Source organism: Priestia sp. D51, from assembly GCF_053345675.1.
In genome coordinates, this window is record NZ_JBLTIR010000002.1 from 18,396 (window position 1) to 44,565 (window position 26,170).

General features: G+C 36.6%; 30 protein-coding genes. 12 read left to right on the forward strand and 18 right to left on the reverse strand.

The window, feature by feature from the left end; genetic code table 11:
- The first annotated feature begins 109 nt into the window (after positions 1-109).
- The gene (locus tag ACNHOZ_RS06710; RefSeq protein ID WP_033579093.1) at positions 110-448 is read left to right on the forward strand and encodes a hypothetical protein; all 339 of its coding nucleotides are present in this window, start codon (positions 110-112) and stop codon (positions 446-448) included.
- Positions 449-543: 95 nt separating this feature from the next.
- Positions 544-828: a hypothetical protein gene (locus ACNHOZ_RS06715; protein ID WP_028408390.1), complete on the forward strand. Its 285-nt coding sequence runs from the start codon at positions 544-546 to the stop codon at positions 826-828.
- A 44-nt stretch (positions 829-872) separates the two neighbouring features.
- Here the strand turns inward: ACNHOZ_RS06715 and ACNHOZ_RS06720 are convergent, their stop codons facing one another.
- Positions 873-1,430 carry a helix-turn-helix domain-containing protein gene (locus ACNHOZ_RS06720; protein WP_063247918.1) on the reverse strand — a complete coding sequence of 186 codons (558 nt, stop codon included), beginning with the start codon at positions 1,428-1,430 and terminating at the stop codon, positions 873-875.
- Positions 1,431-1,515: 85 nt separating this feature from the next.
- On the opposite strand from ACNHOZ_RS06720, the gene ACNHOZ_RS06725 reads away from it, so the two are divergent.
- Positions 1,516-2,493 (forward strand): DMT family transporter, encoded by a 978-nt coding sequence (locus tag ACNHOZ_RS06725; RefSeq protein ID WP_168760832.1) that lies wholly within the window; start codon positions 1,516-1,518, stop codon positions 2,491-2,493.
- Between the two features lie 46 nt (positions 2,494-2,539).
- Here the strand turns inward: ACNHOZ_RS06725 and ACNHOZ_RS06730 are convergent, their stop codons facing one another.
- Entirely contained in the window at positions 2,540-3,328 is a 789-nt protein-coding gene (locus ACNHOZ_RS06730; protein ID WP_447697075.1) for a DUF4240 domain-containing protein, read from the reverse strand.
- 295 nt (positions 3,329-3,623) lie between these two features.
- Here ACNHOZ_RS06730 and ACNHOZ_RS06735 point away from each other — a divergent pair, with 295 nt between their 5' ends.
- Positions 3,624-4,052 (forward strand): GNAT family N-acetyltransferase, encoded by a 429-nt coding sequence (locus ACNHOZ_RS06735; protein ID WP_063247916.1) that lies wholly within the window; start codon positions 3,624-3,626, stop codon positions 4,050-4,052.
- A 67-nt stretch (positions 4,053-4,119) separates the two neighbouring features.
- On the opposite strand, the gene ilvD is transcribed toward ACNHOZ_RS06735, so the two are convergent.
- Positions 4,120-5,796, reverse strand: coding sequence for a dihydroxy-acid dehydratase (ilvD, locus tag ACNHOZ_RS06740; protein WP_013083330.1), 1,677 nt, complete (start codon positions 5,794-5,796; stop codon positions 4,120-4,122).
- A 225-nt stretch (positions 5,797-6,021) separates the two neighbouring features.
- Here ilvD and ACNHOZ_RS06745 point away from each other — a divergent pair, with 225 nt between their 5' ends.
- The gene (locus tag ACNHOZ_RS06745; RefSeq protein ID WP_221834048.1) at positions 6,022-6,966 is read left to right on the forward strand and encodes an alpha/beta hydrolase; all 945 of its coding nucleotides are present in this window, start codon (positions 6,022-6,024) and stop codon (positions 6,964-6,966) included.
- Between the two features lie 18 nt (positions 6,967-6,984).
- Here ACNHOZ_RS06745 and ACNHOZ_RS06750 read toward each other — a convergent pair whose 3' ends face one another.
- The 7 genes from ACNHOZ_RS06750 to ACNHOZ_RS06780 all read right to left on the reverse strand — a co-directional run bounded on the left by ACNHOZ_RS06750 (position 6,985) and on the right by ACNHOZ_RS06780 (position 11,992).
- Positions 6,985-7,911, reverse strand: a complete 927-nt coding sequence (locus ACNHOZ_RS06750; RefSeq protein WP_014459925.1) for a manganese-dependent inorganic pyrophosphatase — start codon at positions 7,909-7,911, stop codon at positions 6,985-6,987.
- A 255-nt stretch (positions 7,912-8,166) separates the two neighbouring features.
- Positions 8,167-8,625 carry a hypothetical protein gene (locus ACNHOZ_RS06755; RefSeq protein WP_034266457.1) on the reverse strand — a complete coding sequence of 153 codons (459 nt, stop codon included), beginning with the start codon at positions 8,623-8,625 and terminating at the stop codon, positions 8,167-8,169.
- Positions 8,626-8,729: 104 nt separating this feature from the next.
- Positions 8,730-9,011, reverse strand: coding sequence for a hypothetical protein (locus tag ACNHOZ_RS06760; protein ID WP_028413191.1), 282 nt, complete (start codon positions 9,009-9,011; stop codon positions 8,730-8,732).
- Positions 9,012-9,148: 137 nt separating this feature from the next.
- Complete coding sequence (locus tag ACNHOZ_RS06765) at positions 9,149-9,376, reverse strand: hypothetical protein (RefSeq protein ID WP_028413190.1); 228 nt, start codon at positions 9,374-9,376, stop codon at positions 9,149-9,151.
- Between the two features lie 229 nt (positions 9,377-9,605).
- On the reverse strand, positions 9,606-10,679 hold the full coding sequence (locus ACNHOZ_RS06770) for a branched-chain amino acid aminotransferase (RefSeq protein WP_028413189.1): 1,074 nt from the start codon (positions 10,677-10,679) through the stop codon (positions 9,606-9,608).
- A gap of 219 nt (positions 10,680-10,898) precedes the next feature.
- Positions 10,899-11,384 (reverse strand): hypothetical protein, encoded by a 486-nt coding sequence (locus tag ACNHOZ_RS06775; protein WP_014459920.1) that lies wholly within the window; start codon positions 11,382-11,384, stop codon positions 10,899-10,901.
- A gap of 20 nt (positions 11,385-11,404) precedes the next feature.
- Positions 11,405-11,992, reverse strand: a complete 588-nt coding sequence (locus tag ACNHOZ_RS06780) for a lysophospholipid acyltransferase family protein (protein WP_048019260.1) — start codon at positions 11,990-11,992, stop codon at positions 11,405-11,407.
- Between the two features lie 269 nt (positions 11,993-12,261).
- On the opposite strand from ACNHOZ_RS06780, the gene ACNHOZ_RS06785 reads away from it, so the two are divergent.
- The 3 genes from ACNHOZ_RS06785 to uraH are packed head-to-tail and all read left to right on the forward strand — an operon-like array spanning position 12,262 to position 14,477.
- Positions 12,262-13,584, forward strand: coding sequence for a nucleobase:cation symporter-2 family protein (locus tag ACNHOZ_RS06785; protein ID WP_048019259.1), 1,323 nt, complete (start codon positions 12,262-12,264; stop codon positions 13,582-13,584).
- Between the two features lie 12 nt (positions 13,585-13,596).
- Positions 13,597-14,124: a 2-oxo-4-hydroxy-4-carboxy-5-ureidoimidazoline decarboxylase gene (gene uraD / locus ACNHOZ_RS06790; protein ID WP_028413185.1), complete on the forward strand. Its 528-nt coding sequence runs from the start codon at positions 13,597-13,599 to the stop codon at positions 14,122-14,124.
- Positions 14,121-14,477, forward strand: a complete 357-nt coding sequence (gene uraH / locus ACNHOZ_RS06795; RefSeq protein WP_033579098.1) for a hydroxyisourate hydrolase — start codon at positions 14,121-14,123, stop codon at positions 14,475-14,477. The genes uraD and uraH overlap by 4 nt, the downstream gene beginning before the upstream one ends.
- Positions 14,478-14,513: 36 nt before the next feature.
- Here the strand turns inward: uraH and ACNHOZ_RS06800 are convergent, their stop codons facing one another.
- The gene (locus ACNHOZ_RS06800; protein WP_048019258.1) at positions 14,514-15,014 is read right to left on the reverse strand and encodes a GNAT family N-acetyltransferase; all 501 of its coding nucleotides are present in this window, start codon (positions 15,012-15,014) and stop codon (positions 14,514-14,516) included.
- A 416-nt stretch (positions 15,015-15,430) separates the two neighbouring features.
- On the opposite strand from ACNHOZ_RS06800, the gene ACNHOZ_RS06805 reads away from it, so the two are divergent.
- The 3 genes from ACNHOZ_RS06805 to ACNHOZ_RS06815 all read left to right on the forward strand — a co-directional run bounded on the left by ACNHOZ_RS06805 (position 15,431) and on the right by ACNHOZ_RS06815 (position 18,703).
- The gene (locus ACNHOZ_RS06805) at positions 15,431-15,925 is read left to right on the forward strand and encodes a hypothetical protein (RefSeq protein ID WP_447697076.1); all 495 of its coding nucleotides are present in this window, start codon (positions 15,431-15,433) and stop codon (positions 15,923-15,925) included.
- Between the two features lie 402 nt (positions 15,926-16,327).
- Positions 16,328-17,266, forward strand: coding sequence for a PD-(D/E)XK nuclease family protein (locus ACNHOZ_RS06810; RefSeq protein WP_230683466.1), 939 nt, complete (start codon positions 16,328-16,330; stop codon positions 17,264-17,266).
- Between the two features lie 156 nt (positions 17,267-17,422).
- A complete protein-coding gene (locus ACNHOZ_RS06815; protein WP_063247908.1) occupies positions 17,423-18,703 on the forward strand; it encodes an Nramp family divalent metal transporter in 1,281 nt (426 codons plus the stop codon).
- A gap of 93 nt (positions 18,704-18,796) precedes the next feature.
- On the opposite strand, the gene ACNHOZ_RS06820 is transcribed toward ACNHOZ_RS06815, so the two are convergent.
- The 3 genes from ACNHOZ_RS06820 to ACNHOZ_RS06830 form a co-directional block, all read right to left on the reverse strand.
- Complete coding sequence (locus tag ACNHOZ_RS06820; RefSeq protein ID WP_048019255.1) at positions 18,797-19,306, reverse strand: hypothetical protein; 510 nt, start codon at positions 19,304-19,306, stop codon at positions 18,797-18,799.
- Between the two features lie 255 nt (positions 19,307-19,561).
- Entirely contained in the window at positions 19,562-20,185 is a 624-nt protein-coding gene (locus ACNHOZ_RS06825; RefSeq protein ID WP_048019254.1) for a hypothetical protein, read from the reverse strand.
- Between the two features lie 203 nt (positions 20,186-20,388).
- The gene (locus ACNHOZ_RS06830) at positions 20,389-21,177 is read right to left on the reverse strand and encodes an HAD family hydrolase (protein ID WP_033579103.1); all 789 of its coding nucleotides are present in this window, start codon (positions 21,175-21,177) and stop codon (positions 20,389-20,391) included.
- 198 nt (positions 21,178-21,375) lie between these two features.
- Between ACNHOZ_RS06830 and ACNHOZ_RS06835 the strand changes: the two genes are divergently transcribed.
- Complete coding sequence (locus tag ACNHOZ_RS06835; protein WP_033579104.1) at positions 21,376-21,828, forward strand: MarR family winged helix-turn-helix transcriptional regulator; 453 nt, start codon at positions 21,376-21,378, stop codon at positions 21,826-21,828.
- A gap of 36 nt (positions 21,829-21,864) precedes the next feature.
- On the opposite strand, the gene ACNHOZ_RS06840 is transcribed toward ACNHOZ_RS06835, so the two are convergent.
- From ACNHOZ_RS06840 to ACNHOZ_RS06855, 4 genes are all read right to left on the reverse strand, one after another.
- Positions 21,865-22,299 (reverse strand): hypothetical protein, encoded by a 435-nt coding sequence (locus ACNHOZ_RS06840; protein ID WP_013083346.1) that lies wholly within the window; start codon positions 22,297-22,299, stop codon positions 21,865-21,867.
- 141 nt (positions 22,300-22,440) lie between these two features.
- Positions 22,441-23,523, reverse strand: a complete 1,083-nt coding sequence (locus tag ACNHOZ_RS06845) for a tyrosine-type recombinase/integrase (RefSeq protein ID WP_048019252.1) — start codon at positions 23,521-23,523, stop codon at positions 22,441-22,443.
- 380 nt (positions 23,524-23,903) lie between these two features.
- Entirely contained in the window at positions 23,904-25,100 is a 1,197-nt protein-coding gene (locus ACNHOZ_RS06850) for a TcaA NTF2-like domain-containing protein (RefSeq protein ID WP_048019251.1), read from the reverse strand.
- 47 nt (positions 25,101-25,147) lie between these two features.
- Positions 25,148-26,077, reverse strand: a complete 930-nt coding sequence (locus ACNHOZ_RS06855) for a TcaA NTF2-like domain-containing protein (RefSeq protein WP_230683467.1) — start codon at positions 26,075-26,077, stop codon at positions 25,148-25,150.
- Between the last annotated feature and the right edge of the window lie 93 nt (positions 26,078-26,170).

Here is a 26,170-nt window from a genome sequence, read left to right on the forward strand (position 1 = left end):
AAGGGAAATGAGAAGAAAAAAATATTAAAATTAATCTATTGAAAACGCTTCCAAATATGAAGGCATAGTGCTATTATATAATTATTAACAGAATAGGGATGTGAGAAAGATGAATAAATTATTTTTAGAAGAGTTACGATACATTATCTTGTGTGAAGTGCCTATGACAAAGTACCGAGTAGAGCAGCTTCAAGACAAATTTGATCAAAGCCCATACTTAATTAATGAACTTTATCAACTCCTATTCGAAAAGCGTCACATTTTAGCTTTTGTTGATGATATTGAATCATCCCTGTATGACTATATTGTGAATAAAGAAATGATGGATGCTAAAACGTATTACGGAGCTATTGCACATGCAGCAAATCTTTTCGGCGAAACGCCTACATATATAAAATGCAAAATAAAAAAATATAGACAGTCTTCGATTTCAAGTATCAGTGCCTAAAAGTTGTGCACAGCTGATTCAAATAAAAAGCAAAAAAGAAATCCTAGCACAAGGGTTTCTTTTTTGTACCACTAACATATAGGGAGGAAAATAAGATGAAGACATTTTTTATCACAAATCGCTATTCGTTTCTTGAAACGCAAGTAAATGAATACATGCAATCGTTACTGGTAAAAACGCCTGAGCAAGTTATTTTATATTTCGAAAGACAAATTCGAAAGTATAAAGTGTATTTACAGAAAAAACATCATTACCCAGAGTGTATGGTTCAATCTATCCACCGATTAATTGAAGAATATTCATTAAGTATCATTAAAGTAAAAAAATATATTAGCTATCAAAACAAGCTGATGAATAAACAGCTATTAGAGCCGCAGTAAAACGAATCATTTTTTATGGTTCGTTTTACTGCGGCTCTGCCGCTTTACTCCTCATATTTTAGCAGTAAATGCAGAACAGCGGGACGTTCTTCAAGATTTTTGTAGGAGTGTACATGACTTCCTTCAAATTTTATAGAGTCAAATTGTTTTAGCTCGTATAGCTCTTCTTCGATTTTCATTTCGATTTTTCCTTCCATTACCGTTGCTACTTCAATTAATCCTTTATGATGAGGTTCGGGACAGTATGTAGCAAGAGGAGAAAGAAAGGCTCGGTACATTTCAATTGTCGAATCTATCTGATTTTGAAAAATAAATTCTACTTTCCAAGTTTCGTCCGGTCCTTTGAGAGAAAAACCTTCTCCACACTTAGATAGGGATACTGAAGGCTCCACTGATACTAATTTAGTTAAAGGGATATTTAAGCCTGTTGTTATTTTCCACATTACTCCTAGGGTTGGATTAGTCTCCCCTCTTTCAATTTTCCCTAACGTGAGTTTGCTGACTCCTGTCTTTTCAGCTAGTTCATCCAGTGTCAAATGATTTTGTACCCTGATTTTTCGTAATTCACTGCCTACTTTTTTAATCATCTCTTCCGTATGCATTTCTTCCTTCCTTTCTGATATATATTATGATAAACTTTTTTGAGTGATTAACATATTATAATATATTTAATAAGGAGGGTAAACAATGAAAGCAATAATATGGGGACTATTATCTTCCATGTTCTTTTCCGCTACGTTTATCATTAACCGAGCAATGAATGTATCTGGAACGAGTTGGGCATGGACTGCATCCCTCCGTTTTTTATTCGCTATTCCTATTTTACTCATTTTAGTACTGCTGCAAAAGAAATTTATGCCTCTGTGGAAGGAAATGAAAAAACATCCTTGGTCTTGGCTGGGCTGGGGTACACTTGCAGGAGTAGGTTTTTATTCTCTCTTAAGTTTTTCCTCGCTTTTCGGACCATCATGGCTGGTGGCGGGAACGTGGCAAGTGACCATTCTAGCAGGAGCTCTACTTTCTCCGTTGTTTTTTATAAAAGTTCAAACTGCAGAAGGATATAAAAAAGTGAGAGGAAAAATCCCGCTAAAAACGCTTAGCGTTTCAGCGTTTATTTTAGTAGGCGTGATTCTTATGCAAGTAAAAGAGGCAGAAAATATTACGGCTATGCAGTTTATATTAGGATTTCTGCCTGTTGTTGTCGCTGCTTTTTTATACCCGCTTGGAAACCGTAAAATGATGGAAATATGCAGCGGGAAGCTTGATACGTTCCAACGTGTTTTAGGAATGGCGTTAGGAAGCATTCCGTTAAGTATTATTTACGCTATATACGGCTTCTTTACTACAGGTATCCCGAGTGGGCCACAATTTTCTCAAGCCTTTATCTTAGCAATGAGTTCAGGTGTAATTGCTACGATGACGTTCTTTTACGCAACAGACTTGGCAAAAGAAAATTTAGGTTTGCTTGGAGCGGTTGAAGCAACTCAATCAGGCAGCATGATTTTTACCGTGATTGGCGAAGTGTTTTTATTAAATGGACGTATGCCAACAGGGATTGCGTTAGCTGGTATGACGATAATCGTAATTGGAATGATTATGAACAGTATGCTAAACAAAAAAACAAAACTGTCTTCGGCCCCTCCGTCGCGTACTCTATCAAAATAAAAAAAGAGGAGATGAAAATCTGTTTAAAGGTTTCCATCTCCTCTTTTTAATATTCGAGATGATTGTTCCAATAGCGGCTCCAAAGCACAGGGAATCGCATCTGTAAACCATCCTCATCATCTTCATCCCAATCAAGATCCAAATCTTGCTCATCGTACCACACTGGATCAAACTGGTCATATTTATCATAATAATAGTCGTTATCTAAACCTGTCTTTTCTTCGTAAGCTTCACACGCTACAGAAAGTAATTCTTCTAATTGAGGAGCATAGCCTTCTGCTTCTAATGGTTTAAGTACAGAAATCATCGTCTCAGGAGATTCAATCGCTTTATAATATATGTCTTTTCCCTGATATAAAAGCCACGCTCTAAAATAATCAAAACAATCATCTGAACAACCGCCCATTACAATATAAGCTGCTGCCCACAATGAAGAAGTATAGGATTGATCAAAATGCTGATTTAGTAGCTGATCAAAGCGAAAAATGTCCTTTTCAGAACGCTTCGCTAGCGTGGAGCGGAGCCATTCCATTTGCTCATCGACATCTAATTTTGTCTTCGCCTTTTTTATCAGCTCCCAAAAGAGAGACTCTGACATCGTGCTGTCTTTCATTACTTGCATCGAACAAGTTAAAGGCTTATATCCTTTCTTCAATTTTGCACGAATCAGCTTTTCAGCTTCTGCTTCACAAGCTTCTGCGGAAGCAAACTCTTTCACTTGCATGCGACCGGCTATATCAACTTTTCCAAAGTGAATGATTAACTTGCTGTCTCTTCTTTCAACTTTCCAAAATTTATTCGATTGCTCATCTTTATACACTAAGGTTATTTGCATGATACATTCCCCTTTTTCATCCCACTACTATTGTGAATAGTTCTCTTTTTACAATTTATGTAGATTCACAGCGATTCATAATCCATTTTCTTTGCTTTTTTAACGTGTTTCAGTTGATTTTACTATTGTTGAGGTCGTTTAAACAGTGAGTAATGACCACAAATTTGTGTAAAATGTTTATTGGTTGCTTTTTGTTGCATTTACAACATTTTATTTTTCCTTTATACTCTTTTTATATCACGTATTTTTATTATACAAAAAAGAAGCCTAAATTCGTAGAAAAGGAAGGATTTTAATGAAAATTGAGCATGTTACAACAAAAGAGCAGCTTGAAGAAGTATTCCGTATACGTAAAACAGTGTTTGTTGAAGAACAAGGCGTGCCCTTAAAAGATGAATTTGATGAGCATGAAGAAACGGCAAAACATATGTTGGTTTATTATAACAACGAACCAGCTGCTTCTGGTAGATTCCGCATAGTAGACGATTACGCCAAAATAGAGCGAATATGCGTATTAAAGGAATTTAGAAAATACGGGCTCGGAAAAGAAGTGGTGACCAGCTTAGAAGAAGCAGCGAAAAAAGAAGGCTTAACTCAATCTAAGCTTCACGGTCAAGTTCAAGCTGAACCTTTTTATCATAAATTAGGGTATAAGACTGCTTCTGATGTCTTTATGGAAGACGGTATTCCACACGTTATTATGAAAAAAGAGTTTACGTGTTAAAAAGGCTTCTTTGCACAGTTGCTTTAGTAAAGAAAAAGGCTCTCCGTAGAGAGCCTTTTTTGTGCTATTAGATTTTCATAATTCCGCCTGTGCTTGCAGAAGTTACAAGTTTAGAATATCTTGCAAGATAGCCTTTTTTCACTTTTGGCTCAAAGCCTTTCCAGTTTGCTTTTCGTTCTGCCCAAACATCTGGAGAAACTTGAACATTCATTGAACGATCTTCAATGTCAATCACGATGTGGTCGCCATCTTCGACAAATGCTAGCGGTCCGCCTTCAGCAGCTTCTGGAGATGCGTGGCCGATTGATAATCCACGTGAAGCGCCAGAGAAGCGTCCGTCTGTTAATAGTGCTACTTTTGCACCTAGTCCCATTCCCATAATTTGAGAAGTTGGAGCTAACATTTCAGGCATTCCCGGTCCGCCTTTTGGTCCTTCATAACGAATGACTACGACATGTCCTTCTTTTACTTTTCCGTTAGCAATACCATGCAGCGCCTCGTCTTGAGACTCAAATACAATTGCTGGTCCTTCATGGCGAGTAATGCCGTCTTGAACACCGCCTGTTTTAATGATCGCGCCGTCTGGAGCTAAGTTACCAAACAATACAGCAAGTCCGCCTTTTTCTGTGAACGGCTTATCGATTGGATGAATAACGTTATAATCTTTTACATCGCATCCTGCAATGTTTTCGCCTAGCGTTTTTCCAGTAACCGTCATCGTATCTAAATGAAGAGCTCCTTCTTTTTTAGATAGCTCGTTTAAAGCAGCCGATACGCCTCCTGCTTCATGTAAGTCTTCAATAAATACATCCGAAGCCGGAGCGAGTTTTGCCAAGTGAGGCACGCGTTCCGCTACTTCATTAATGCGTTCTAACGGATAATCAATTTCAGCTTCATTCGCAAGAGCTAGCGTATGAAGAACTGTATTTGTAGAACCACCTAACGCCATGTCTAAAGCAAATGCGTTGTCGATTGCTTTTTCTGTTACGATATCACGTGGTTTTAAATCTAATTTAATTAATTCCATAAGTTGTTTAGCTGATTTTTTAACAAATTCTCTACGTTCAGGAGCAACTGCTAAGATTGTACCATTTCCAGGTAAAGCAAGTCCTAACGCTTCAGCTAAGCAGTTCATTGAGTTCGCTGTAAACATTCCTGAACAAGATCCGCATGTCGGACAGCCAAATTGTTCTAATTCAAGTAATCCTTTATCATCAAGTTTACCAGCTTGATGAGCTCCTACGCCTTCAAATACTGAAGAAAGAGAAATCTTACGGCCGTCGCTCGTTACGCCAGCCTTCATTGGTCCGCCGCTAACAAAAACTGTCGGAATATTCAGACGTAACGAAGCCATTAACATCCCAGGCGTGATTTTATCACAGTTTGGAATACATACCATTCCATCAAACCAGTGAGCAGATACTACCGTTTCAACTGAGTCAGCAATGATTTCACGACTTGGTAATGAATAACGCATACCGATATGTCCCATCGCAATACCGTCATCTACACCGATAGTGTTCATTTCAAAAGGTACGCCACCAGCTTCGCGAATCGCATCTTTTACGATTTTACCAAACTCCTGTAAGTGAACATGACCTGGTACAATATCAATATATGAATTGACAACCGCAATAAACGGTTTGCCGAAATCCTCTTCTTTTACACCAGCTGCACGCAGTAGGCTGCGGTGTGGTGCTCTGTCGAATCCTTTTTTGATCATGTTACTTCTTAATTCTGCCACAATAATTCCCTCCGTATTCATCTAACCTATTAAAAACTGAATCTTTTTAAATTGTTTAATAATTTTTAATATAAATACTAATTTAACAAATCACACAAAGGTTTGTAAAGGTTTATGACAAAATAATCATTTTTTATTTTAAAATAGTAAAATCACCTGCATAAATTAGTATAATATATACATATATCCCTTATTTTACAGGAAAACAGAAGGTGGATGCTGAGCATGAAACAATCCTTTTATTACAGAGGTCATCAGGAAAAAGAAATATTTGCACAAAAATGGAATGTTGAAAACCATTCTGCAAAAGGCGTTGTCCAAATAGCCCATGGAATGGCCGAACATATTGGACGCTACGAATACTTTGCTAATGTATTAACGCAACATGGATATATCGTATATGGGAATGATCACCGAGGTCACGGTCAAACAGCTTTAAAAGATGAAGACAAGCGTTTTTTTGCTGAAGAAAATGGTTTTGATACAGTAGTCTACGACATGATTGCTCTGACTAAGCACATTTCGACGGAACACTCGGACCTACCGATCTTTCTTTTCGGTCACAGCATGGGGTCTTTTCTAACGAGAAGATATATTCAATTGGATACGGATCATATTCAAGGAGTTATTTTAGAAGGTACAGGAACGGTTGATGCGCTAGCTAGAAATGGAGGAACCCTTATAGCTAAACTACAGATGAAAGTAAAAGGAAAACGGTCACCAAGTCCTCTTCTGGATAAACTATCCTTTGGGAAATATAATAAAGCGTTTGAACCTGCTCGTACGTCGTTTGACTGGTTTACCCGAGATCATGAAGTGATTGATGTCTACATAAATGATTCAAACTGCGGAGGAGTTTTTACCACAGGTTTTTTCTATGACTTACTAACAGGAATCAAACAAATCTCTAACTTAGCTAATATAAAGTTAGTTCCATCAAGCCTGCCTATTTATTTGGTATCTGGAGAATATGATCCAGTAGGCAACTATACAAAAGGCGTAGTCAAAGTATATAACGACTTTAAAAAGGCAGGATTACAGGATGTAAGTTACCGTTTTTTTAAAGAGTGCCGTCATGAATTGCTGAATGAATTAAATAAAGATGAAGTGATAGAAGATATACTAAATTGGCTTAACGTGCAAATAGACAAAAAAACGGTTCGTGTGTAGACACGAACCGTTTTTTTATTAAGCAAATACAGATGTTAATACAGGTACTACTTGTTTTTTACGTGATACAACGCCTTCTAAGACAGCTGTATTGTTTTCAAGCGTTACATTGTATGCTTCTTCTACTTTTGAAGCAGCAGAACCTAATGCTAATGCAGTAGAGTTGCTGTTTAAAATATCTGTAACAACTAAAAGGAATAATTGTAATCCTTTTTCTTCGATTGTTTTAGTAATCGCTTCTTCCAATTCAACTTTGCGCACTAAAACGTCGTTTACGTCAATTGCATTCACTTGTGCAATTTCAACTTTGCTTGTGCCCATGCTGAATTCTTTAGCATCTAATGAAATTAATTGTGAAGCTGTTTTATCACCTAAGTCAGCTCCAGCTTTTAGCATTGCTAATCCGTACTCTTCTGCATCTACGCCTGCAATTTCCGCTAATTCTTTAGCAGCTGCAACGTCTTGGTCTGTGCAAGTTGGTGATTTGAATAATAAAGAATCAGAAATGATAGCTGATAACATAAGACCTGCGATGTTAGGTTCGATTTCTACGCCGTTTTCTTTATACATCTTGTTTAAGATCGTTGCCGTACATCCAACTGGCTCTGCACGATAGTATAAAGGATCTGCTGTTTCGAAGTTAGCAATACGGTGATGATCAATTACTTCAAGCACACGAACTTGATCAATATCGTTTGCACTTTGCTGGCGTTCGTTGTGGTCCACTAAAATAACTTCATTTGTTTCTTTAGATACTTCATCAACGAAACGTGGTAGTTCAGCGTTGAACTTTTCAAGAGCGAATTGCGTTTCACCGTTAATATCGCCTAATCGAATTGGTTCAGCGTCTACACCTAATTTATTCTTTAAATCAGCGTATGCAATTGCAGAACAGATTGTATCTGTGTCAGGATTTTTATGTCCAAAAATTAACGTCTTTGCCATCTTAAATCTCTCTCCTTCTTACGTATGTAAATAGCATTCTTGCGTAAAGTTAGTTAATTCGTTCACGCAACATTGCCATTTTAACATAAACTTTTACATTATTTTAATTTTTTTGCGAAAAATGATGTTCATCCGCAGATATTTTGCCATTTTGTATCTTTTTCACAGTAAAAACACCTCTATTTCCGATATAAATAGAGGGTTTTATACGTTCATTATATAAAAGTTAACGATAAAACACAACCTGTCTCTCTATCACTTGATAGATAACTTAAACGCAGTATCTTGCCACTTTTGATAAAGAAAAAGTAGAACAGCAATAACCATCATTAGTACAAATAATAAAAAATGATTCATTCCCTTCAGTGTATAAATGTCTAGTTTTTCAAAGATAGGACTCATGACAAATGCCTGAAATAAATCGAACGCTGCATTGATAATCATAAACATCCAAAAGCCAGGATAGGTAAAATAAAAAATAAAAAGCGTTCCTATTATAAATATGCCAAAAGGAAAAGGCGTCATATTAACAAAGAAAAAAAGAGTTTCATTGACTTCCCACCAGTTAAAGCGATCTGCGATTTGAAAAACCACCGTTAACAATACCACTCCGAATAGCGATACAGCCATATACCGCTTTACTCGCTCTTTATCAACTGCAAAAAGCAATAGCCAAGGACCGATAAAAAGCACCCACATTACGATTTGCGCCATGAGCTTTCCACCTTTCACTTTCAAAAAGAGAATATATATTATTCTGTCCTTATTTATGTAAAATAACCAAGAAAAGCACCCTTGTTAAAGGATGCTTTTCTTGGTTATCGTCGCAGTGTAAAGTTGAAATGTTCATTTACTATAGCTCCTAGCTCTTCAAGAAACTGCTGAGCAGTCATTTCCTCTACGCTTTGGGTATACCAAGCAAGCTGAGATTTTTTATGAACATTGTTGTAATATACATCTCTTGACCAATATGTTTTTGATCGGTATGTATAATTAAAGTGAATGAATAGTTCACTCCCGTCTGGACACTGCAACAACACGCGGTAATGTGGATTACGACGATTTTTATCTAAACTCATTTCTTTAATCTGCGCTAACATTATTCACCTCTAAAGCCATTACTTAATCATTTAAAGGTAAATGCCACACCACGCTATATCCTAGCTCTGCCATCAACTAGAAAATCATATATTTTCTAAAATTCTACACGATATAGAACAAAAGAGGAAGAGATAATTTATTGGTGGACGTGTAAAGTTTCATATAAATCTTTTAGCTGCTCAGGGTATTGAGACCTTACGTAATAACCTGTAGGACGGTGCTCGATTAAATGAGAAGCAAATAAGTAGCCGATGAGCACGTGCATTTGTTCATCTGAGGTTTCTTGGTTTAATTCCCATTCGAGTCGTTCAGCTAAGTGTGAAGCCAGCTGTTTAATTTTTTCATCATGTGATAAAAAGAGCATTTTGTTCTCCCCCCCTTATATAACGAATAAGTAATGCTGTGAATTTCAATAAAGACAACGTATTGCTTTTATAAGGATAATTATATTTTATTTTACAATAAAAGTATATAAATAGTTCAAAATACTCAAAATATAATTTGTTTCTTTTGGACTATTCGGCAACAAACAAAAAAAAGAAGCGGGACAGCTCCCGCTTCTTTTACGTAAAAAGATGTTCGATTATCGAAATTTATTCCACTTCCACTGCCCAGCCGAATGGATCTTCCACTGTACCATTTTGAATACCTGTTAGAGTGTCATACAGTTTTTGTGATACTTCTCCTGTGTTTCCACCGTTGATGACCATTTTCTCGTTATTCCAAAATAGCTCGCCAATCGGAGAAATAACTGCAGCTGTACCTGTTCCAAATGCCTCTTCTAGTTTGCCTTCCGAATAAGCTTGCTTAATTTCTTCCATAGAAATACGGCGCTCAGTTACAGGCATATCCCAGTGTTTTAGCAGCTCAATGATGGATTTACGCGTAATTCCTTCTAAAATGCTTCCGTTCACAGATGGCGTTACTACTTCTCCATCAATTTTGAAGAAAATATTCATGCTTCCTACTTCTTCAATGTACTTGCGTTCAACTCCGTCTAACCACAGTACTTGTGAATAGCCTTTTGAGTCAGAAAGCTGCTGAGCTTTTAAGCTTGAAGCATAGTTTCCGCCTGTTTTAGCAGTCCCTGTCCCTCCGGCTACAGCACGAACAAATTCGCTTTCAACCGCAATTTTTACAGGAGCAATCCCTTCTTTATAATATGAGCCAACTGGAGATAGAATAATGATAAATTGGTAGCGGTCAGATGGCGCTACTCCTAAGTAAGGCTCTGTCGCGATGACAAATGGACGAATGTATAGTGATGTACCTTCAGCAGTAGGAATCCATTCGCGGTCAATTTTAATCAGCTGTTTTAACGCTTCTAATGCTAAGTCTTCGTCAACATGAGGAATACAAAGACGATCGTTTGATTTATTTAAACGTTTGAAATTCTCATCTGGTCTAAATAATAATACTTGCTCTTTTTTTGTTACATATGCTTTTAGTCCTTCAAAAACAGACTGCCCGTAATGAAAGATCATGGATGCAGGATCTAATGTGATAGGTTGATAAGGTACAATACGAGCGTCGTGCCAGCCTTGGCCTTCTGTATAATCCATAATGAACATATGGTCCGTGAAGATTTTCCCGAATTGCAATTGATCAGATTGCGGCTTTTCTTTTTTTGTTTGACTTAGTGTTACATCGATTGAATAAGTTGTCATAGTTGTTTCTCCTTGCTCTTTATATTTACGGGTTTTTCGCTTAAACCTCTATATAAGTTACATTGTACAACTTTAGGGAAGCGTGTCACAATAGTTAGAGACGAAAAATTCTAAAAATTTTATAAAAATTATAAAGAAATAGCACCTAATCGAATTAAGTGCTGAACTGAAAAGGTTTTCTTTCTAAAAAAACTATTTCTACATTTTATTTACAACCATTTATAAACCAATTTTCACTCGAAGCTTTTCATCTTGTATTGAAAATTGTTTGATTTTCCCTACTGGAATGACCTTTATTTTATCAATTTCATTGAGGTTGATATGAATTTGTTTTTCTTCATACGTAGTAACAGGCGGCTTATGAAAAATTCGATAGTTGATCCAATTTTGATTAAGAGGTTTCATTTCATGGATTTTGAATAAAAGCGTACGTTCTTTTGCTTCAAGAGGTTCTAGCACAATGGAAAATGGAATTCTCACCAGAAATTTTTTAATAATTCCATTCACGTGAATATAGGAGTCTTGAAATGAAATAGAAAATTGCTGAATTTGATCTTGCTTTGTCATTTGTTTTTGAAAAATCCGCATGAGCATAGAAGCGGATATAGGAACGGTTACACCGCTTTCAGCCATCTTTTCTTTCATTTTTGCCTGCACATCATCACTAATCACATCGTTTAGCTTTCTCTGTACCCAATCCTTCATGATGCACCTCCGCTATGAAGTTATTTTTCTGTTTCCTCTAACGCACGAATCGAAGCTGTTAAGTGATTTGACACGTCAGCAAGGCGATCTTTTGTCAGTTTGCCTTTAGCAAGGTAGATAGGCTTTCCAAAGGAAATGACAATGGAATCTTTTGAAAATAAATCTTTTACATTTGCGGGTCCTTTGTAAACTGCGGGTACGATAGGAACCTTTGCCATACTTGCTATAGTGACTGCTCCTCTTTTTAAGGGAACGTCTTCCTCCGTTCGCGTACCGCTAGGAAAAATCCCGACTATATGTCCTTCTTTTGCTAATTTAATAGGTGTTTTAATGCTGCTGGGTCCTGGGTTGTTACGATCTACTGGGAATGCGTTAAGTTTTTTTAATACATTACTAGTGAGTATATGATTAAAAAGCTCCTTTTTTGCCATAAAATGAATTTGGTGAGGCAAAATAGCCGCACCAAGCGCTACAACGTCTACCCATCCCTTATGCGAACAAGCGATCACAAAGCCTGTATCCGCTGGCAGATACTCTCTGTTCCTTACCTGAAACTTCCCCCTTCTTTTTAATAAAAATTTACATGTGTGAGCCGCAATATTATACATAAGTGTTTCCTCTTCTCTCTATTAGTTGAAAATATATACAAAATTATATCACTTGATATTAATATCTGGTACTAAAAAATAAATGTAACATCTTTTTACACAGTAGCTTACCTACTTCTCTATATATTGTAAAAAAGGAGATATTGAAACCTCTGTTTTTGGTCAACTTGACTAATGACATCCCTTAAAAAACATTTTACTATTAATGTATCATTCTAAATGTAATATTTATTAACATTACATGTGATATAATTAAAGGAGGTTTTTAGGTGAATAACCAAAATCGACCGTTTCGACTAGCTTCATTGGGATTACAGCACGTACTCGCTATGTATGCGGGTGCCATTCTCGTTCCGCTGATGGTAGGACGCGCATTAAATTTAAATGCACATGACTTAGCCTATCTCGTAGCCATTGATTTACTGACCTGCGGACTAGCTACGCTGCTGCAGGCTTGGACGAACAGGTGGTTTGGGATTGGTCTTCCTGTTGTACTTGGAAGTTCATTTGTAGCGGTGACTTCTATGATTGCGATTGGAACTCAATATGGAATTAGCGCTGTTTACGGAGCGATTATTGCCGGTGGTATTTTTATCGTACTGGCAGCAAGTTTTTTAGGCAAAATTATTAAATTTTTTCCTCCAGTTGTCACAGGAACGGTTGTGACGATGATTGGTTTATCACTTGTACCATCCGCTGTCCGAAATATGGCAGGAGGAGTAGGAAGTAAAGATTTTGGTTCTCTTTCTAATCTTCTTCTATCTTTTGGTGTTCTAGCGCTTATTTTAATTTTAAATCGATTTTTCAGCGGTTTCCTTCGTTCTCTTTCTGTGTTGATTGGAATTGTAGCCGGAACAATAGCCGCTGTATTAATGGGAAAAGTTAATTTCACTAACTTTAATGAAGCTTCTTGGCTGCACATTCCCACTCCTTTTTATTTTGGGATGCCTACTTTTGAAATTGGACCGATTTTAACGATGATTCTCGTATGCTTGGTCATTATTATTGAGTCTACAGGCGTATTTTTAGCGTTAGGAAAACTGTGTGATCGGCAATTAACTGAAAAAGATTTTACAAAAGGCTACCGCGCCGAAGGAATCGCCATTGTTCTTGGAGGGCTATTTAATGCTTTTCCTTACAATACATTCGCTCAGAATGTAGGACTGGTTCAATTATCGAAAGTAAAAACAAAAAATGTAGTGGTAGTAGCCGGCTTTATTCTCGTATTATTGGGACTTGTTCCTAAAATAGCTGCTTTTACAACCATTATTCCCACCCCTGTTTTAGGAGGAGCAATGGTCGTGTTGTTTGGTTTAGTTATTTCATCAGGCATCAAAATGCTAAGCGCTGTTGATTTGGCTAAACAAGAAAATTTGCTGATTATTGCGTGCTCTCTTTCGCTGGGTCTTGGTGTAACGGTGGTACCCGATTTATTCGCCCAGCTCCCAAATGCTTTGCGTGTAATTGTAAGCGATGGAGTTATTACTGGAAGTTTAGCTGCCATTTTATTAAATCTCTTTTTTAACGCATCGGTTGAACGAAAAGTACCTTCTGTCTCTTTAGAGAAGACAGATTATTCAGAAGTAAAGTAAAGGTGGTTTAGTATGAATAATGTATCTGTGCAGTATGTAAATCAGCTTAGCAAGCAGCATTTTGTCTCATTAGTTGGCGATATATTTGAACATTCACCTTGGGTTGCAGAAGAAGCTTATTCTAAGCGCCCTTTCTCTTCCGTTGAACAACTTCATGGAAAGATGAAAGAAATTGTAGCGCAAGCATCTGTAGAAAAACAGCTTAAGTTGCTGAAAGCTCATCCAAATCTAGGTGAAAATATCGCTATGACATCTGCTTCTACTGAAGAACAAACAAAAGCAGGCTTACAAAACTTAACACAAAATGAGTATGAACAGTTTTCTTCTCTTAATGGAATGTATATGGAAAAGTTTCCTTTCCCTTTTATTTTGGCAGTACGAGGTAAACAAAAAGAAGATATTTACGAGGCAATGCAAAGTCGCTTACAGAATACCAAACAAACGGAGTTTGCTACAGCGTTAGAAGAAGTATATAAAATTGCTTTCTTTCGTTTAACTGATAAAATTACTGAAGATAAGGAGACAAAGAAACGAGCATGACTAAAATTACAACGCATATTTTAGACCTCACTCACGGATGTCCGGCTGCTTTTGTCAAAGTTGATTTCTATCACATCCAGTCAGAAAGTAAACGAATAAAGCTTTCTCATGGTACTACAAATGAAGACGGAAGATTAGCAAACCCGCTCTTCTCTTCTGAAGCGTTTGAATCAGGAGATTATGAACTTTTGTTCCATATTGGGGAATACTATAAAAAACAAGAAGTCCAAACAACAAATCCCCCCTTTTTAAATCAAGTTTCTGTTCGAGTCGGATTGTCTTCTGAACAAGAACATTATCACATCCCTTTGCTTGTGTCACCGTGGGGGTACCAAATTTATAGAGGAAGTTAAAAAAAGAAACGGCGTCTTTAAACGTCGTTTCTTTTTTTAGTTGAGCAATTTAGACATATAGTACTCATCAATAAACAAACCGCCAATTCGCAGTGAATGTTTCTTTGTTCCTTCGATTCCAAATCCTACTTTATCATATAAAGAAAGAGCCTTTTCATGCTGTATAGCGACTGTCAGTTCAAGACGATGAATATGGTGTTCTCTCGCCCATTCTTCAAGTGCACCGATTAAAGCCGTCCCAATTCCTTGATTTTGAAACGTCTTTCGAATACCTAATGTCAAAGAAGCGATGTGAGCGTTTCGGTTAGCTTCACCCCCTGTTGCAGCTATATATCCCACAAGCATCTCGTTTTCTTCTGCTACAATAATCGTAGAGTTTGGCTGCTGCTTAAAGATTTCGATGTTTTTCTCCTGCTGATCTGTACTCAACTTTCGCTCTCCGCTTTCGAACAGCATAAACTTACTTTCTTCTTCAATCTGTTTAAGCAAATCTACAAAGTTTGCAGCATCATGTAATTCTAGTTCTCTAATTTCCATGCTGATCCCCCTTTTTGTGTGTCCCTTTTGTTTGTATATGTATTGGTTCACCTTTATAAAATATAGCTTTACAGTTTCTTACGAAAAATACGGCTTTTTAAGTAGCTGCAGTAGAACGAAAAACCTACTAATCTCCCTTTTTTTGAAATCCTTTTTTCCTCTGTATAATTTTAAATCACTTATCAACTTCTGTAAATTTTTTAGATTCCCTCTTTTAATTTCCATTTATCTTCCTTTTATATGGGTTTGAATTGGATATAAGGAGACCTTTTATAGAAAACACATGACTATTATCCTGTTTTTTGTGAAGAAAGAAAGCAATAAATGTAATTTCACTTATAATCGTTTAGAATAGAAAAAGTGGAAATTTTATGTACCTATCCTCCTTAATTATTGGTCTGTGAAAGGAAATTATTATGAAAGTACAACCCGCAAAATGTGGTATATATGTCTTAAGCGGTCTAGGGGCTGTTACGGTGTTCTTCTTACTTTTACTTAAGAACAGTGCTTTCTTTCTAGAGGAAGAATACGACCAAAACAAACCTGAAGCTGCGCTTGCGGTGAGCGAACATACCTATCACCTTCACAAAGGTTCTATTAACTGGTCAAACGGCCGTTCAACAACAAAAAAAGAAATAAATGTATATGATTTATATACATACATATCGCAGCAAAAAAGTATCCCTTTAAAGCAGCAACAATTGGTTAAGCTCCATTTTTCCAACCTAGACGGCGCTTATATTCGCGGCGTGAGCGTGCATATATGGAAAAATAACGGTGAAAAAACCAAGCTGTTTGTCAAAAATAATGAATTTAAGATTCCTGAAAATCAAGGTTTTTACGTTGTAGATATCGTGATTAACTCTACAAGAGGAACAATGCAATATGCGGCAAATGTGCAAATACAGTAAGTTTGGCTGCAGTAAATAAAAGGGGCAGAAATTATAGAAGGGATCAAAAAGTTACCACAAAAAAAGAGAGCAATATGCTCTCTTTTTTATAAAATGAAAAAGACGTCCACGCAGGACGTCTTTGATGCGTTTGTGGCGGGGACCGTGTGACCACATTCACACGTTTAGCTCGAAAGCATGTCCTTCGACTTACACAAATTAGCTCATCGCTTTATTAATATAACACCTGCCATAGAAAAAAGCAACCAATTTTTAAATAGTTTTTTCTATTTATACATATTTCGCAAGAATCCACAAAATAATATGCATGCGTAGCTATTCACTCTCTACATTTTTAGTCTATTTTAACTCATATACGAATACACTAATAGACCAACCTATGCGCAGTTTTTGAAAAAGGATGTGAATAGCTTGTTTCAAATCACTGATTTCCCTGAATTTTCATGGTCCTATTCCAGGCATAAAATGATCACACAGTGCAAACGAAAGTATGCATATCATTATTATGTCTCACACAACGGATGGCTTGACAGCGCTTCTGCACAGTCTCAAAGCGCTTATCGTTTAAAAAAGGTTTCTACTTTATCTATGTACGCAGGACAAGCCGTCCGTCAGGTGATTACAGAAGCCATTTCTGACTATACATCTACACAGATTGTCCCGGGTGAACAAAATTTAGTGAAGAAAGTACAGCAGCTACTAAATAACGCACTGCGTGATTCTACTGACTATGGAGAGCTTTGGTATCATAAGCCTGCTCAGTATAAGATGCTTTTAGAATTCTACGAAAACGGCTATATTTCTAAAAAAGATCTTAAAGACATGCAAAAGCGGGTACACATTTGTGTACATAACTTTTTACAAAGTAAATCGTTTTGCGACGTGGTGTCTTCACCTTCTTTAGAAGTAGATTCTCCTCAGTCGTTTCGTTCTATAAATGTGTATGATCATAAAGTATATGCGCCTTTTCATTCCCTTTTTAAAAATCCAGTCACAGACGAATTTACGATTGTTGATTGGAAAACAAGTAAACAAACAAAAGATGATTTGTTTCAACTGGCAATTTACGCTCTCTACGTGCTAGCTGAATATAATATTTCTGTTGATCAGATAAAAGTCCGAAACGAATACTTGCTTTCAGGCAGTGCGCGTACGTATCAGCTTACTCTTCACGAAATTGAAGCTGTTCTTCGGCAAATCGATACAAGCATTGACTATATGAAAACTTTTTTGGAACACTCAGAGGTAAATCAGCCTCTTCCGCTTGAGCATTTCCCTCAAGCAGATACGCCTTCCTCCTGTCACGGGTGTGCATTTAAAGAATTGTGCCAAACGGGATAAAAAACAGCTGAAGATGATTTATATTTTTTGCTAAACTTTTTTATTGTCAAAAGAACCTTTGCCAGCATATAATTTGCATTAAGGAAACATTTTATACTTCATATAAAAAAATTAGCTTGGGCTATTTATTGTTCATCAAAGAAAGGAGCACTAGACATGAAAGATCAAAACGGCAGTAAAGCATTATCAGCTATGCAGCTAAGTGCTCAAGACGTATTGTCGGGTAAAACAAAAGGAATTAAGCGATTATTACCTTTCTTAGGGCCTGCCTTTATCGCAGCGGTTGCTTATATTGACCCAGGTAATTTTGCTACTAACATCGCAGCAGGCTCTCAATACGGATACATGTTGCTTTGGGTTGTATTAATTTCTAACTTAATGGCTGTCTTAATTCAATCGTTATCAGCTAAATTAGGTATTGCAACAGGCTTGAATTTACCCGAGATAGCACAGGAACACTTCCCGTCCTTCGTTTCTTTTGGGCTTTGGATCCAAGGGGAATTAGTCATTATGGCGACGGATTTAGCAGAATTTATTGGGGCTGCTCTTGGAATTTATTTATTATTTCATATTCCTTTGTTCCCAGCTGCACTCATCGCAGCGGTAGGTTCTTTTGCTATTTTAGAGTTACAAAGACGAGGTGTTCGACTGCTAGAAGCAGCGATTGCAGCAATGGTTTTTATTGTGGTATTAGCTTTTGGGACTCAAATGTTTCTTGCGCATCCAGACGGCGCAAGTGTTGTCCACGGCTTATTTGTCCCTCAGTTTCACGGGACAGACAGCGTGCTGTTAGCTTCTGGGATTTTAGGTGCTACAGTTATGCCGCACGCGATTTATTTGCACTCAGCTCTTACGCAGCGCCGCGTGGTAGGAACTACAGAATCGGAGAAAAAAGCGATTTTCCGCTTTGAATTTATCGATATTGTGATTGCCATGATTATCGCTGGTGCAATTAATGCAAGCATGCTGATTGTCGCAGCCGCTCTATTCTTTAAAAACGGACTAAACGTGCAAGATTTGGACGTGGCTTTTACACAATTTGAACATTTAATTGGTCCTTTTGCAGCTATTGCGTTCGGTGTTGGATTATTATCTTCAGGACTTTCAAGCTCTTCAGTCGGAACAATGTCTGGAGATGTCATCATGCAAGGATTTATTAAACGCAGAATTCCTTTATATCTTCGTCGTTTCATTACAATTATTCCGCCGCTTTTGATTATCGGACTTGGCGTAAATCCAACAAGTGCACTAGTTGTCAGTCAAGTTATTTTATCGTTCGGAATTGCATTTGCGCTTGTACCTCTTATCATGTTTACAAGTAATAAAAAAATCATGGGCGGGTTGGTTAATCATAAAGCAACAACTACTGTAGCTTGGGTGATAGCTGCATTAGTCATTTGTTTAAATATCTTTTTGATTTATCAAACATTCGCATAGTAAATAAATCAAACTTTCAAGAAAAAACAAAAAAGAGACCCTGAAAAGTTAGATATAGTCTAACAATGGGGTCTCTTTTTTATTATTTTTTTATTAAACGATAGTAAAAATGAAGTAGACGAGAGTTCCAATAATGGCCGACAGTACTAAGCAACCCAGTGGATATAAATAAGAATAGTTTTCTTTACGGATTGAAAGAAGGCGATCCACAATAAAAATAAGAATGACGCCCAACATTCCGAATTCAAACATTAATAACCCAAAAATGGCGTGAAATATGAATGACATGATAAAATCAATTTTTTTACTACGGTCTTTTACAAAAGCACTGACTAATAAATCAACGATAACCGTGCCTAACGTCCCCATTATTAAAAAGAAGGGTGTAAAAAATAAAAGGTATAAAGGAAATAAATCAATGAAATTCTGACTGGTTTTTTTAATAGAAAAATTAGGAATTGATTCTTTTATACCTGGCATAAAACAAAAAAGTAAAGTAAAAAGAAACGCAGCTATAATGGCGGCTGATAGCTTTCTATTTAAATGCATGTTTATTTTTTTATTACTAAATTCAGTAGTTGTTTTTGTATGTTTATGATTCATATGTCTTTAACGTGATGTACGCACCTTTTCCTTTCTCATAACTTTTTTATTTATATTTTATGTCTATCTTTTGGTACCAGTAGTTACAATGATACACGTTCTTTTTGAACTTGACTACACTAACGCGTTTTATGTCTATTCTCTTTTTCTTTTTATGTCTATCGTTTGCTCTTTCTATGAGAAACAAGATAGTTTTACAAAAAAACGTCTTCTTTTTCTATACAACAAAAGATAGGCGTTTTTTTCTGTATGTAATTAATAATCTTGTTTGGCTTCTTCAAACTTAAACACATCTGCTCGTTCTGATTGCTGTGTAATTAACAGGTTATACGTATGGTTGGCCTTTTTTGGAATTTTAAATGCAACATCGAGGTTAAGTGGTTCGTCGTCAGATAATGACGGTGATGAAAAAGCTGTCCACAAAATGTGCGGGGTTTCTGTCGATAAATTTCCTCCATCAGACGGTTCGTAGATTTGATAAGTTGTTGTGTCTTGTAATGTAAACGTTGTGTCGTTTAATACTACAGTCGAATGTTCATTAGGTGTTCGCTGAAACTGAACGGATACGACAACGTACTGAGTGTTTACTTGTTTAGCTCCTTTAACAGGATAAAATTGTGCATCCGTTGCGGAAACATAATATTGACCGTGTTTTGATCGTTCTCCAAATGCTAATCGATCATCGGTTTCATCTTCTGTCGCTACCCGGCTTACAGGCGCCATCGTTTCATCTGTTGCTGAAATAGTGTCTGCTCCAGGGGCATGTTTAGGTTGAGGGTTTTTGTAAGTGACGTGCGTATCGCCTTGTTTGTCTTCACAAGCGGCGAGACTTGTGAACAAAACAGCCGCTACAAGGCTTCTGGTAACTATTTTCTTCATGTTATTCCTCCAATGACTAGTCTATATACTATGCTACATGGTATTTATCTGGGAATCAAGGATAAGATTGGTTTACTATGCAGGAAGAAGAAAAAGTGACTGAAGTCAGTGAGGTTTGGAACGGATATAGGACTTTCAGAGACTTTTGTACTTGTTTTTACAACAAAAAAGAGACGATTTACGCCTCTTTTTGTTTGTTCGTATTACGAATTTAGTTCATCTAAAATTGAATGCAGTTCACTTAAATGGGTAATTTCATAAGTAGGAATGACTTCATTTCGCTCTTTATCGTGACGATTAATCCATACAGATTTCATTCCAACGCGAGAAGAACCCAGTATATCTGTCATTAAATTATCTCCAACCATGATCGCTTCATCTTTCTTTAAATCCATAAGTGATAAAGCATGGTCGAAAATAGATGGATCAGGCTTACCCCGGCCAAATGCCCCTGAAATCACAATCTCATCAAAATATGGAACTAGTTCTGATGTAATATCTAATTTGGTATTTTGTAAGTCAGGTGAACCGTTTGTTAACAGCAGCAGCTTGTACTTTCCTTTTAATTGATCAAGCACTTCAAACGTTTCTTCGTATACAAAAGGTGTTTTGCGGCGCTCTAATGGAAAACGTTCAGCTAATTCCGCTCCAAAAGCATCGTCGTGAATTCCTAGAGCACGAAGGCCTCGAGTCCAAGCTTCTTTGCGATAAGTAGGAACAATATCTTTCATTTTTCGGAATTGATCATGATCGTCTAAAAAATTTCCCCATAACCCTTCAAATGGATTAATGCCAATCATTTGCGTAAATTCATAGGTTTCATACGAAGCATATAGTTCTCTTGCTTCCTTACGCACCGCTTCTTCTAGTTCTTCAGGTTTTAGATTATATTTTTCACTTGCATATGTACATGTTGCAACGAATGCTTCTTTTACGCTTTTTTGATCCCAAAGTAGCGTGTCATCTAGGTCGAAAAAAACCGCTTTAATCATGGATGTGTGTACCCCCTACTATTTTTGAAAAAGTTTAACTATTCTTACACTAGATTACAAGGATACATACAATAAGTCTAGTGTATTTGCGATTTATTGTGTAAATTTATTTTTATAAAGGATCACCTTTACAAACAAATTTACAGAAATAAAAACAGCTGATATAATCACAGCAGGTATATATGCAGGAGGTTTTATATGGAATCGTTAGAAGAAATATTCGGCATTCCCACCGTTCGTACAAGTAAGCGCTTAAGCAGAGTCGTTGCCGCACACTTACGTCCTTTTGGGATTACGCCAGAACAGTGGACCGTTTTAAAGCGCGTATCAGAAGCTGAATATAGTACACAGAAGCAATTAGCTGAGCGAGCAGATAAAGATCAAGCGACGCTGACTAAAATTTTAGATTTACTAGAAAAACAAAATTGGATTCAGCGTGTTAGAAATCCAGAAGATCGCCGCTCGTTTTTTATTCAAATAACAGAAGACGGCCTGCGTTTAAAAACAGAAGTGACGCCTGCTGTAGAACAGGTATTTTCCGAATTAACGTCCCAGCTAAACGAGCAGCAGGTAAAGATTTATACCGACACTTTACAAAAACTTGAATTCCGCGCCGAACAATTGCTTCAAGACGCAGAAAACCTGCGTTAAATACCCAAAACCCCACAGGTAACATTCTGCGGGGTTTTATACGTAGTTGGCAATACATAATACTTCTTTAATTTTTGAAATCACTTGTTTGGTTTCATCTGTTAAAGAGGTGAATTTAAACGCGATGGATTCTGCATTTGGATTAATGAAGGGTTCTTTATTTGTGTCTTTGCGGTAGTCTTCAATTTGTTCTAAACAATATTTTAAAATAAACGACAAGTTTGCACGTCGAAATCTCAAACTGACGGTAGAAGGCCATCTTTTTTGAAACTGATTGCTCCCTTCATATTGAATCGCTCCGATGTAGCGTTCTCCGGATAAAAAAGATTCTTTACTTCGATATAGCTGAACGGTTTGGGCTGTTCCGCTCCAGTCAATATAAATACCTGCTGTTTCACAAACTTCGTATATGTAATGAAAAAGCTCCGTTACTTCTCCGAAATGGTAGTGAAGCGGATGTTTAGCCGTCATAGGTAGCTCCCTCCTTTATCGACTTTCTACCATTATATTGTAGGAAAAGTAACTTATTCATTTATACAACTTATTTCATACGCATGAGCAGTAAAAATGAAAATATATATTTTTTAGTTTACATAAAAATATTATAAGTAATTAGCGATAGCCCGACTTTCGAAACGCGTCGTATACCGTATCCTCTTGAAGTTTTTCAAGATAAACGTTCGTTGTAGCAATAGAAGAATGCCCTACTACTTGTTTCACAACCGCAAGCGGAACGTCATTAGCTAAACTGTTTGTAATAAAGGTATGACGAAACCAATGAGGAGAAATAGACGCGTTTCCTTTTACTTTATAAACAGCTGACTTAATCGTTCGATACAACGTTGTATAGGATAATCGCTTCTTTTCGCCGGTACGATAATACTCTTTAATAGAATAAAAAAGCGGTTCAGTGTCAAAAGGACTTAGTTCGGTGCTTTCATTTAACGCTTGCCGATAAGTGAAAAGCGTTTCTTTCACATCATCAAACACAGGAATAGTGCGTTCTTTTTTTCCTTTACCAATCACATCTACAACCAAATTTCCGCGGCGGTCTTCGCGAAAGCTTCCCCAATTTAAACTTAGCAGTTCACTTGAACGCATTCCACTCATATACAAAAGCATTCCCATTAAGCGATTGCGCGCTTTGAATTCCTTTTCATGCTGGCGAATGCGCACGACGGATTCTAACGCATTTACAATCACCTGTGCTTCGCGATCGGTTAACTCTCGGTATTCGGTACGATTTTGTTTTTCCTTATCACTGTAATGTCCTTTTGCGATAGATGGTTTTTCAATCCACGTCGTATACAGCGAAGGATAAAAATGAGTAGCGTGTCCAAACTCTAGCATTCTTCTAAAAAATTCTAGTTTTCTTGCAGCAGTGCGATTGGCATATTGATTTATCATTTCTTCATTAAATAATTTGACTTCCATAAATCCAATCGATTTTAATGTAATCTCTCGTTCATAGAAAAAAGACAGAATCGTTTTCATGTCTTGATTGTAAGATCTGATCGTATGAGGAGAAAGTGATTTTTTGATAATACGCATTGAAAAAAAAAGCTGAATAAATTCTTCATCTGAAACGTGCTTTAAATTCAAGTTGTTATCTTCATCTAACAGCTCTGCCTCTTCCCACTGCTCTTTTAGCTGGCGAAACGAATTTTTCGCAGGCGACAATTCAAATTCTTCCATTTTAACCCTCCTAATTACCACAAATAAATGAATACCTTTTAAATGATCCAAAATGGCATATAACGAATTTTTATCAAACTGCAACAAATACCATTAAAAGTTTTCAAAAACCTCTCAAAACTCAATTTAGAAAGCCGTTTTTTTAAGATTTCAACAAAAACATCCATTATATGTAAAATAAATTCTATTTTCTGCTTATTAATCTACTTTATCATACGAACGCTTGATAAGGAAGAGTTATCTTGCGTTATTATAGTAAAGTGTTTTTTAAAATGCTCTTTCTAAAGATTTGCTTTTTATGGTGGAACGTTAAAATCTATCATGATAGGAATTACACAAATTGTGTATACATAAAAACATCACGCAAAGCGTGATGTTTTTTAAAGTGATTCAATTTTTGTCAGATACAACTGTTTGTTGCTGTAAGAAACGGTATACGTTCGGTAATACTCTTTTTCTTGACTTTGACCGTTCGTTGTAATGGAAATAACTTCTTTTGTTTGGATTGTATAGACCGTTTCATCATCATCTTCTTCTTCACTCACAGGTTCAACGTCTAATACCGAATAATCAACGAGTTCTTCTCGAATGTCTCTTTCATACAGCATTTTCACAAGCTGCTTTTGATCATTCCACAAAACACTGTCACGCTGGATATAAGGCTGTACGTGTTCGAATTTATTTGTGTTAATGGACTTTGTTAAATCTCGCAAATAATGTTCAATAAAAATATCTGCTGTTTCTTGATCAACTTTTGGGATATTTTTTAAATTAAACTCTTTTTCTTCCTTCTCTTCTTTTTCTTTTTCATCTTCTTTAAAGTCGTCGATTCGCTGAGAGCTGTTTTTGCTGATGGCATACTTTGTATGGTTCTCTTTGAAAACCATGATTTCTTCCTTTTCCCCTTTTTCATTTGTGCGGGTTGTTTCGCCTTGGTATGAAATATCACTAGAAGGATTAATTGACTTCACGTATTCCATATACTCATCATCCGTAATGTTGAGGTATTTTTGATGATAGGTAACTTCATCCCATTCATTTAACTTCCATTGCTTATTAACGTATTTAAAATTCATGTAAATGGTCAGTCCGCCGCTTCCTTCTTTACTAATTGGCTCAATGGCTGACACCGAAAATTGCCCGGCGTGATTGTTAATAAGTTCAAATCGAATAAGATGATTAACATCAGGGAAAAAGCTCATATTACATTCTTTACAGTAATAGTTAGTGGAGATACTTTTTAACTTTGTTGCAATTAAAGATGATGTTGCATATGGCGTTAGCGCTTTTTTTAACGTTTCATAATCAGCAGGGTTAGATTCATTATCCCATTCATACTCTTCACCTAATTCTTTATAGGTGCTTGAAATTTTATTCATCGTCTCAACTGCAGTTTTTTCTGCTTTTTTTTCTGATACAAGATCAGGCTTGATAGATGACTTAGCTTGATCTTTTGGGATCACTTCATCTGAGGAAGGTTCGGTTGGTTTGGATAACTTAACTGTTTCTTTTTCTTCACAGGCCGTCAAAACCATTAGCAGCAGTAGAACGAATGCAATCGTCCATTTTTTATGCATAAGGTGTCCTCCTCAATGCCGAATTTAGTCTGTTCTTAAAAGGATCTTTAATTCTCAAACGTATCAAGTACGTAATCACCGCTTGGAATTCCCCATTTTGCCTTTTTATTTTGATCTGTTTTAGCGAGTAACGAAATGGAGTTTTCTTTAAGCGTAATGACAATGGTTCCTTTATTTCCTTGTCCATCATTTTCATATTCAATGGCGGCTTGGTTATTTTCAAAGCGAATATTTTTTTGTTCAACGGTTGACACGCGGATTTTGCTAGGTGGCTGGTACGAATTTATTTTAATCGTCGCTTCCGAGTTGGATGTAGCAAGAAATTGAATGATAGGAGATCCGTTATCATTGCCAGTGGTCCATTTTCCATCGTAGTCGTGTAAATCTGTTGTTTGTGTAGTGGGAGTTTCAGTGTGTGCATTTGGTTTAGATGAAAAGTCGAATGGTTCTACACTCGATAGCTTTAACGTATCGTTTTGGTAAACAGCTGTATAAAGGCGGTCGCAAACTTTGCTGTAAGGATCTTTACCCGGCTGCTTTAATAAGCTTTCCTCGTGGGTTTGTATTTTGAACACATGGTTAGGTTCTTCATACCAATTGACAATATGAAACGTTTGCTTCTTCTGCTCGATGCCTTGTCGTGTGAAATTTTCAACAAGAAGGTTCTGCTCTTTATAAAAAGAACTGTCCGCTTTCAAGTAAGCTTTTAGATCATTAAAAGAGTTGTCATCAACTGCTTTTCCAAACGCTGAAAAATAATCAGTCATCCAGGCTGTGATAAATTTTCCGCTCATTGCTTCTTTATTCAAATCAATTGATTGAATGCTTTCTACCTGTGTTTTTGGTTCATTTAGTACTTTTTTTGCATCTTTTTCTACTATCATTGTATTTCCGTCTTTTATTGTCTCTTCTTGCTGACAGGCTGATAACAGAATAGATGAAACAACCGTGATAATGATTGTATTACGTTTGTTCATCATAATTGCCCCTTCTTTATCTAATATAAATGTATGTATATTCTTCCAACAAACAGACCTAGTATATCATTCTACAAAAAAACGCTCAACCCT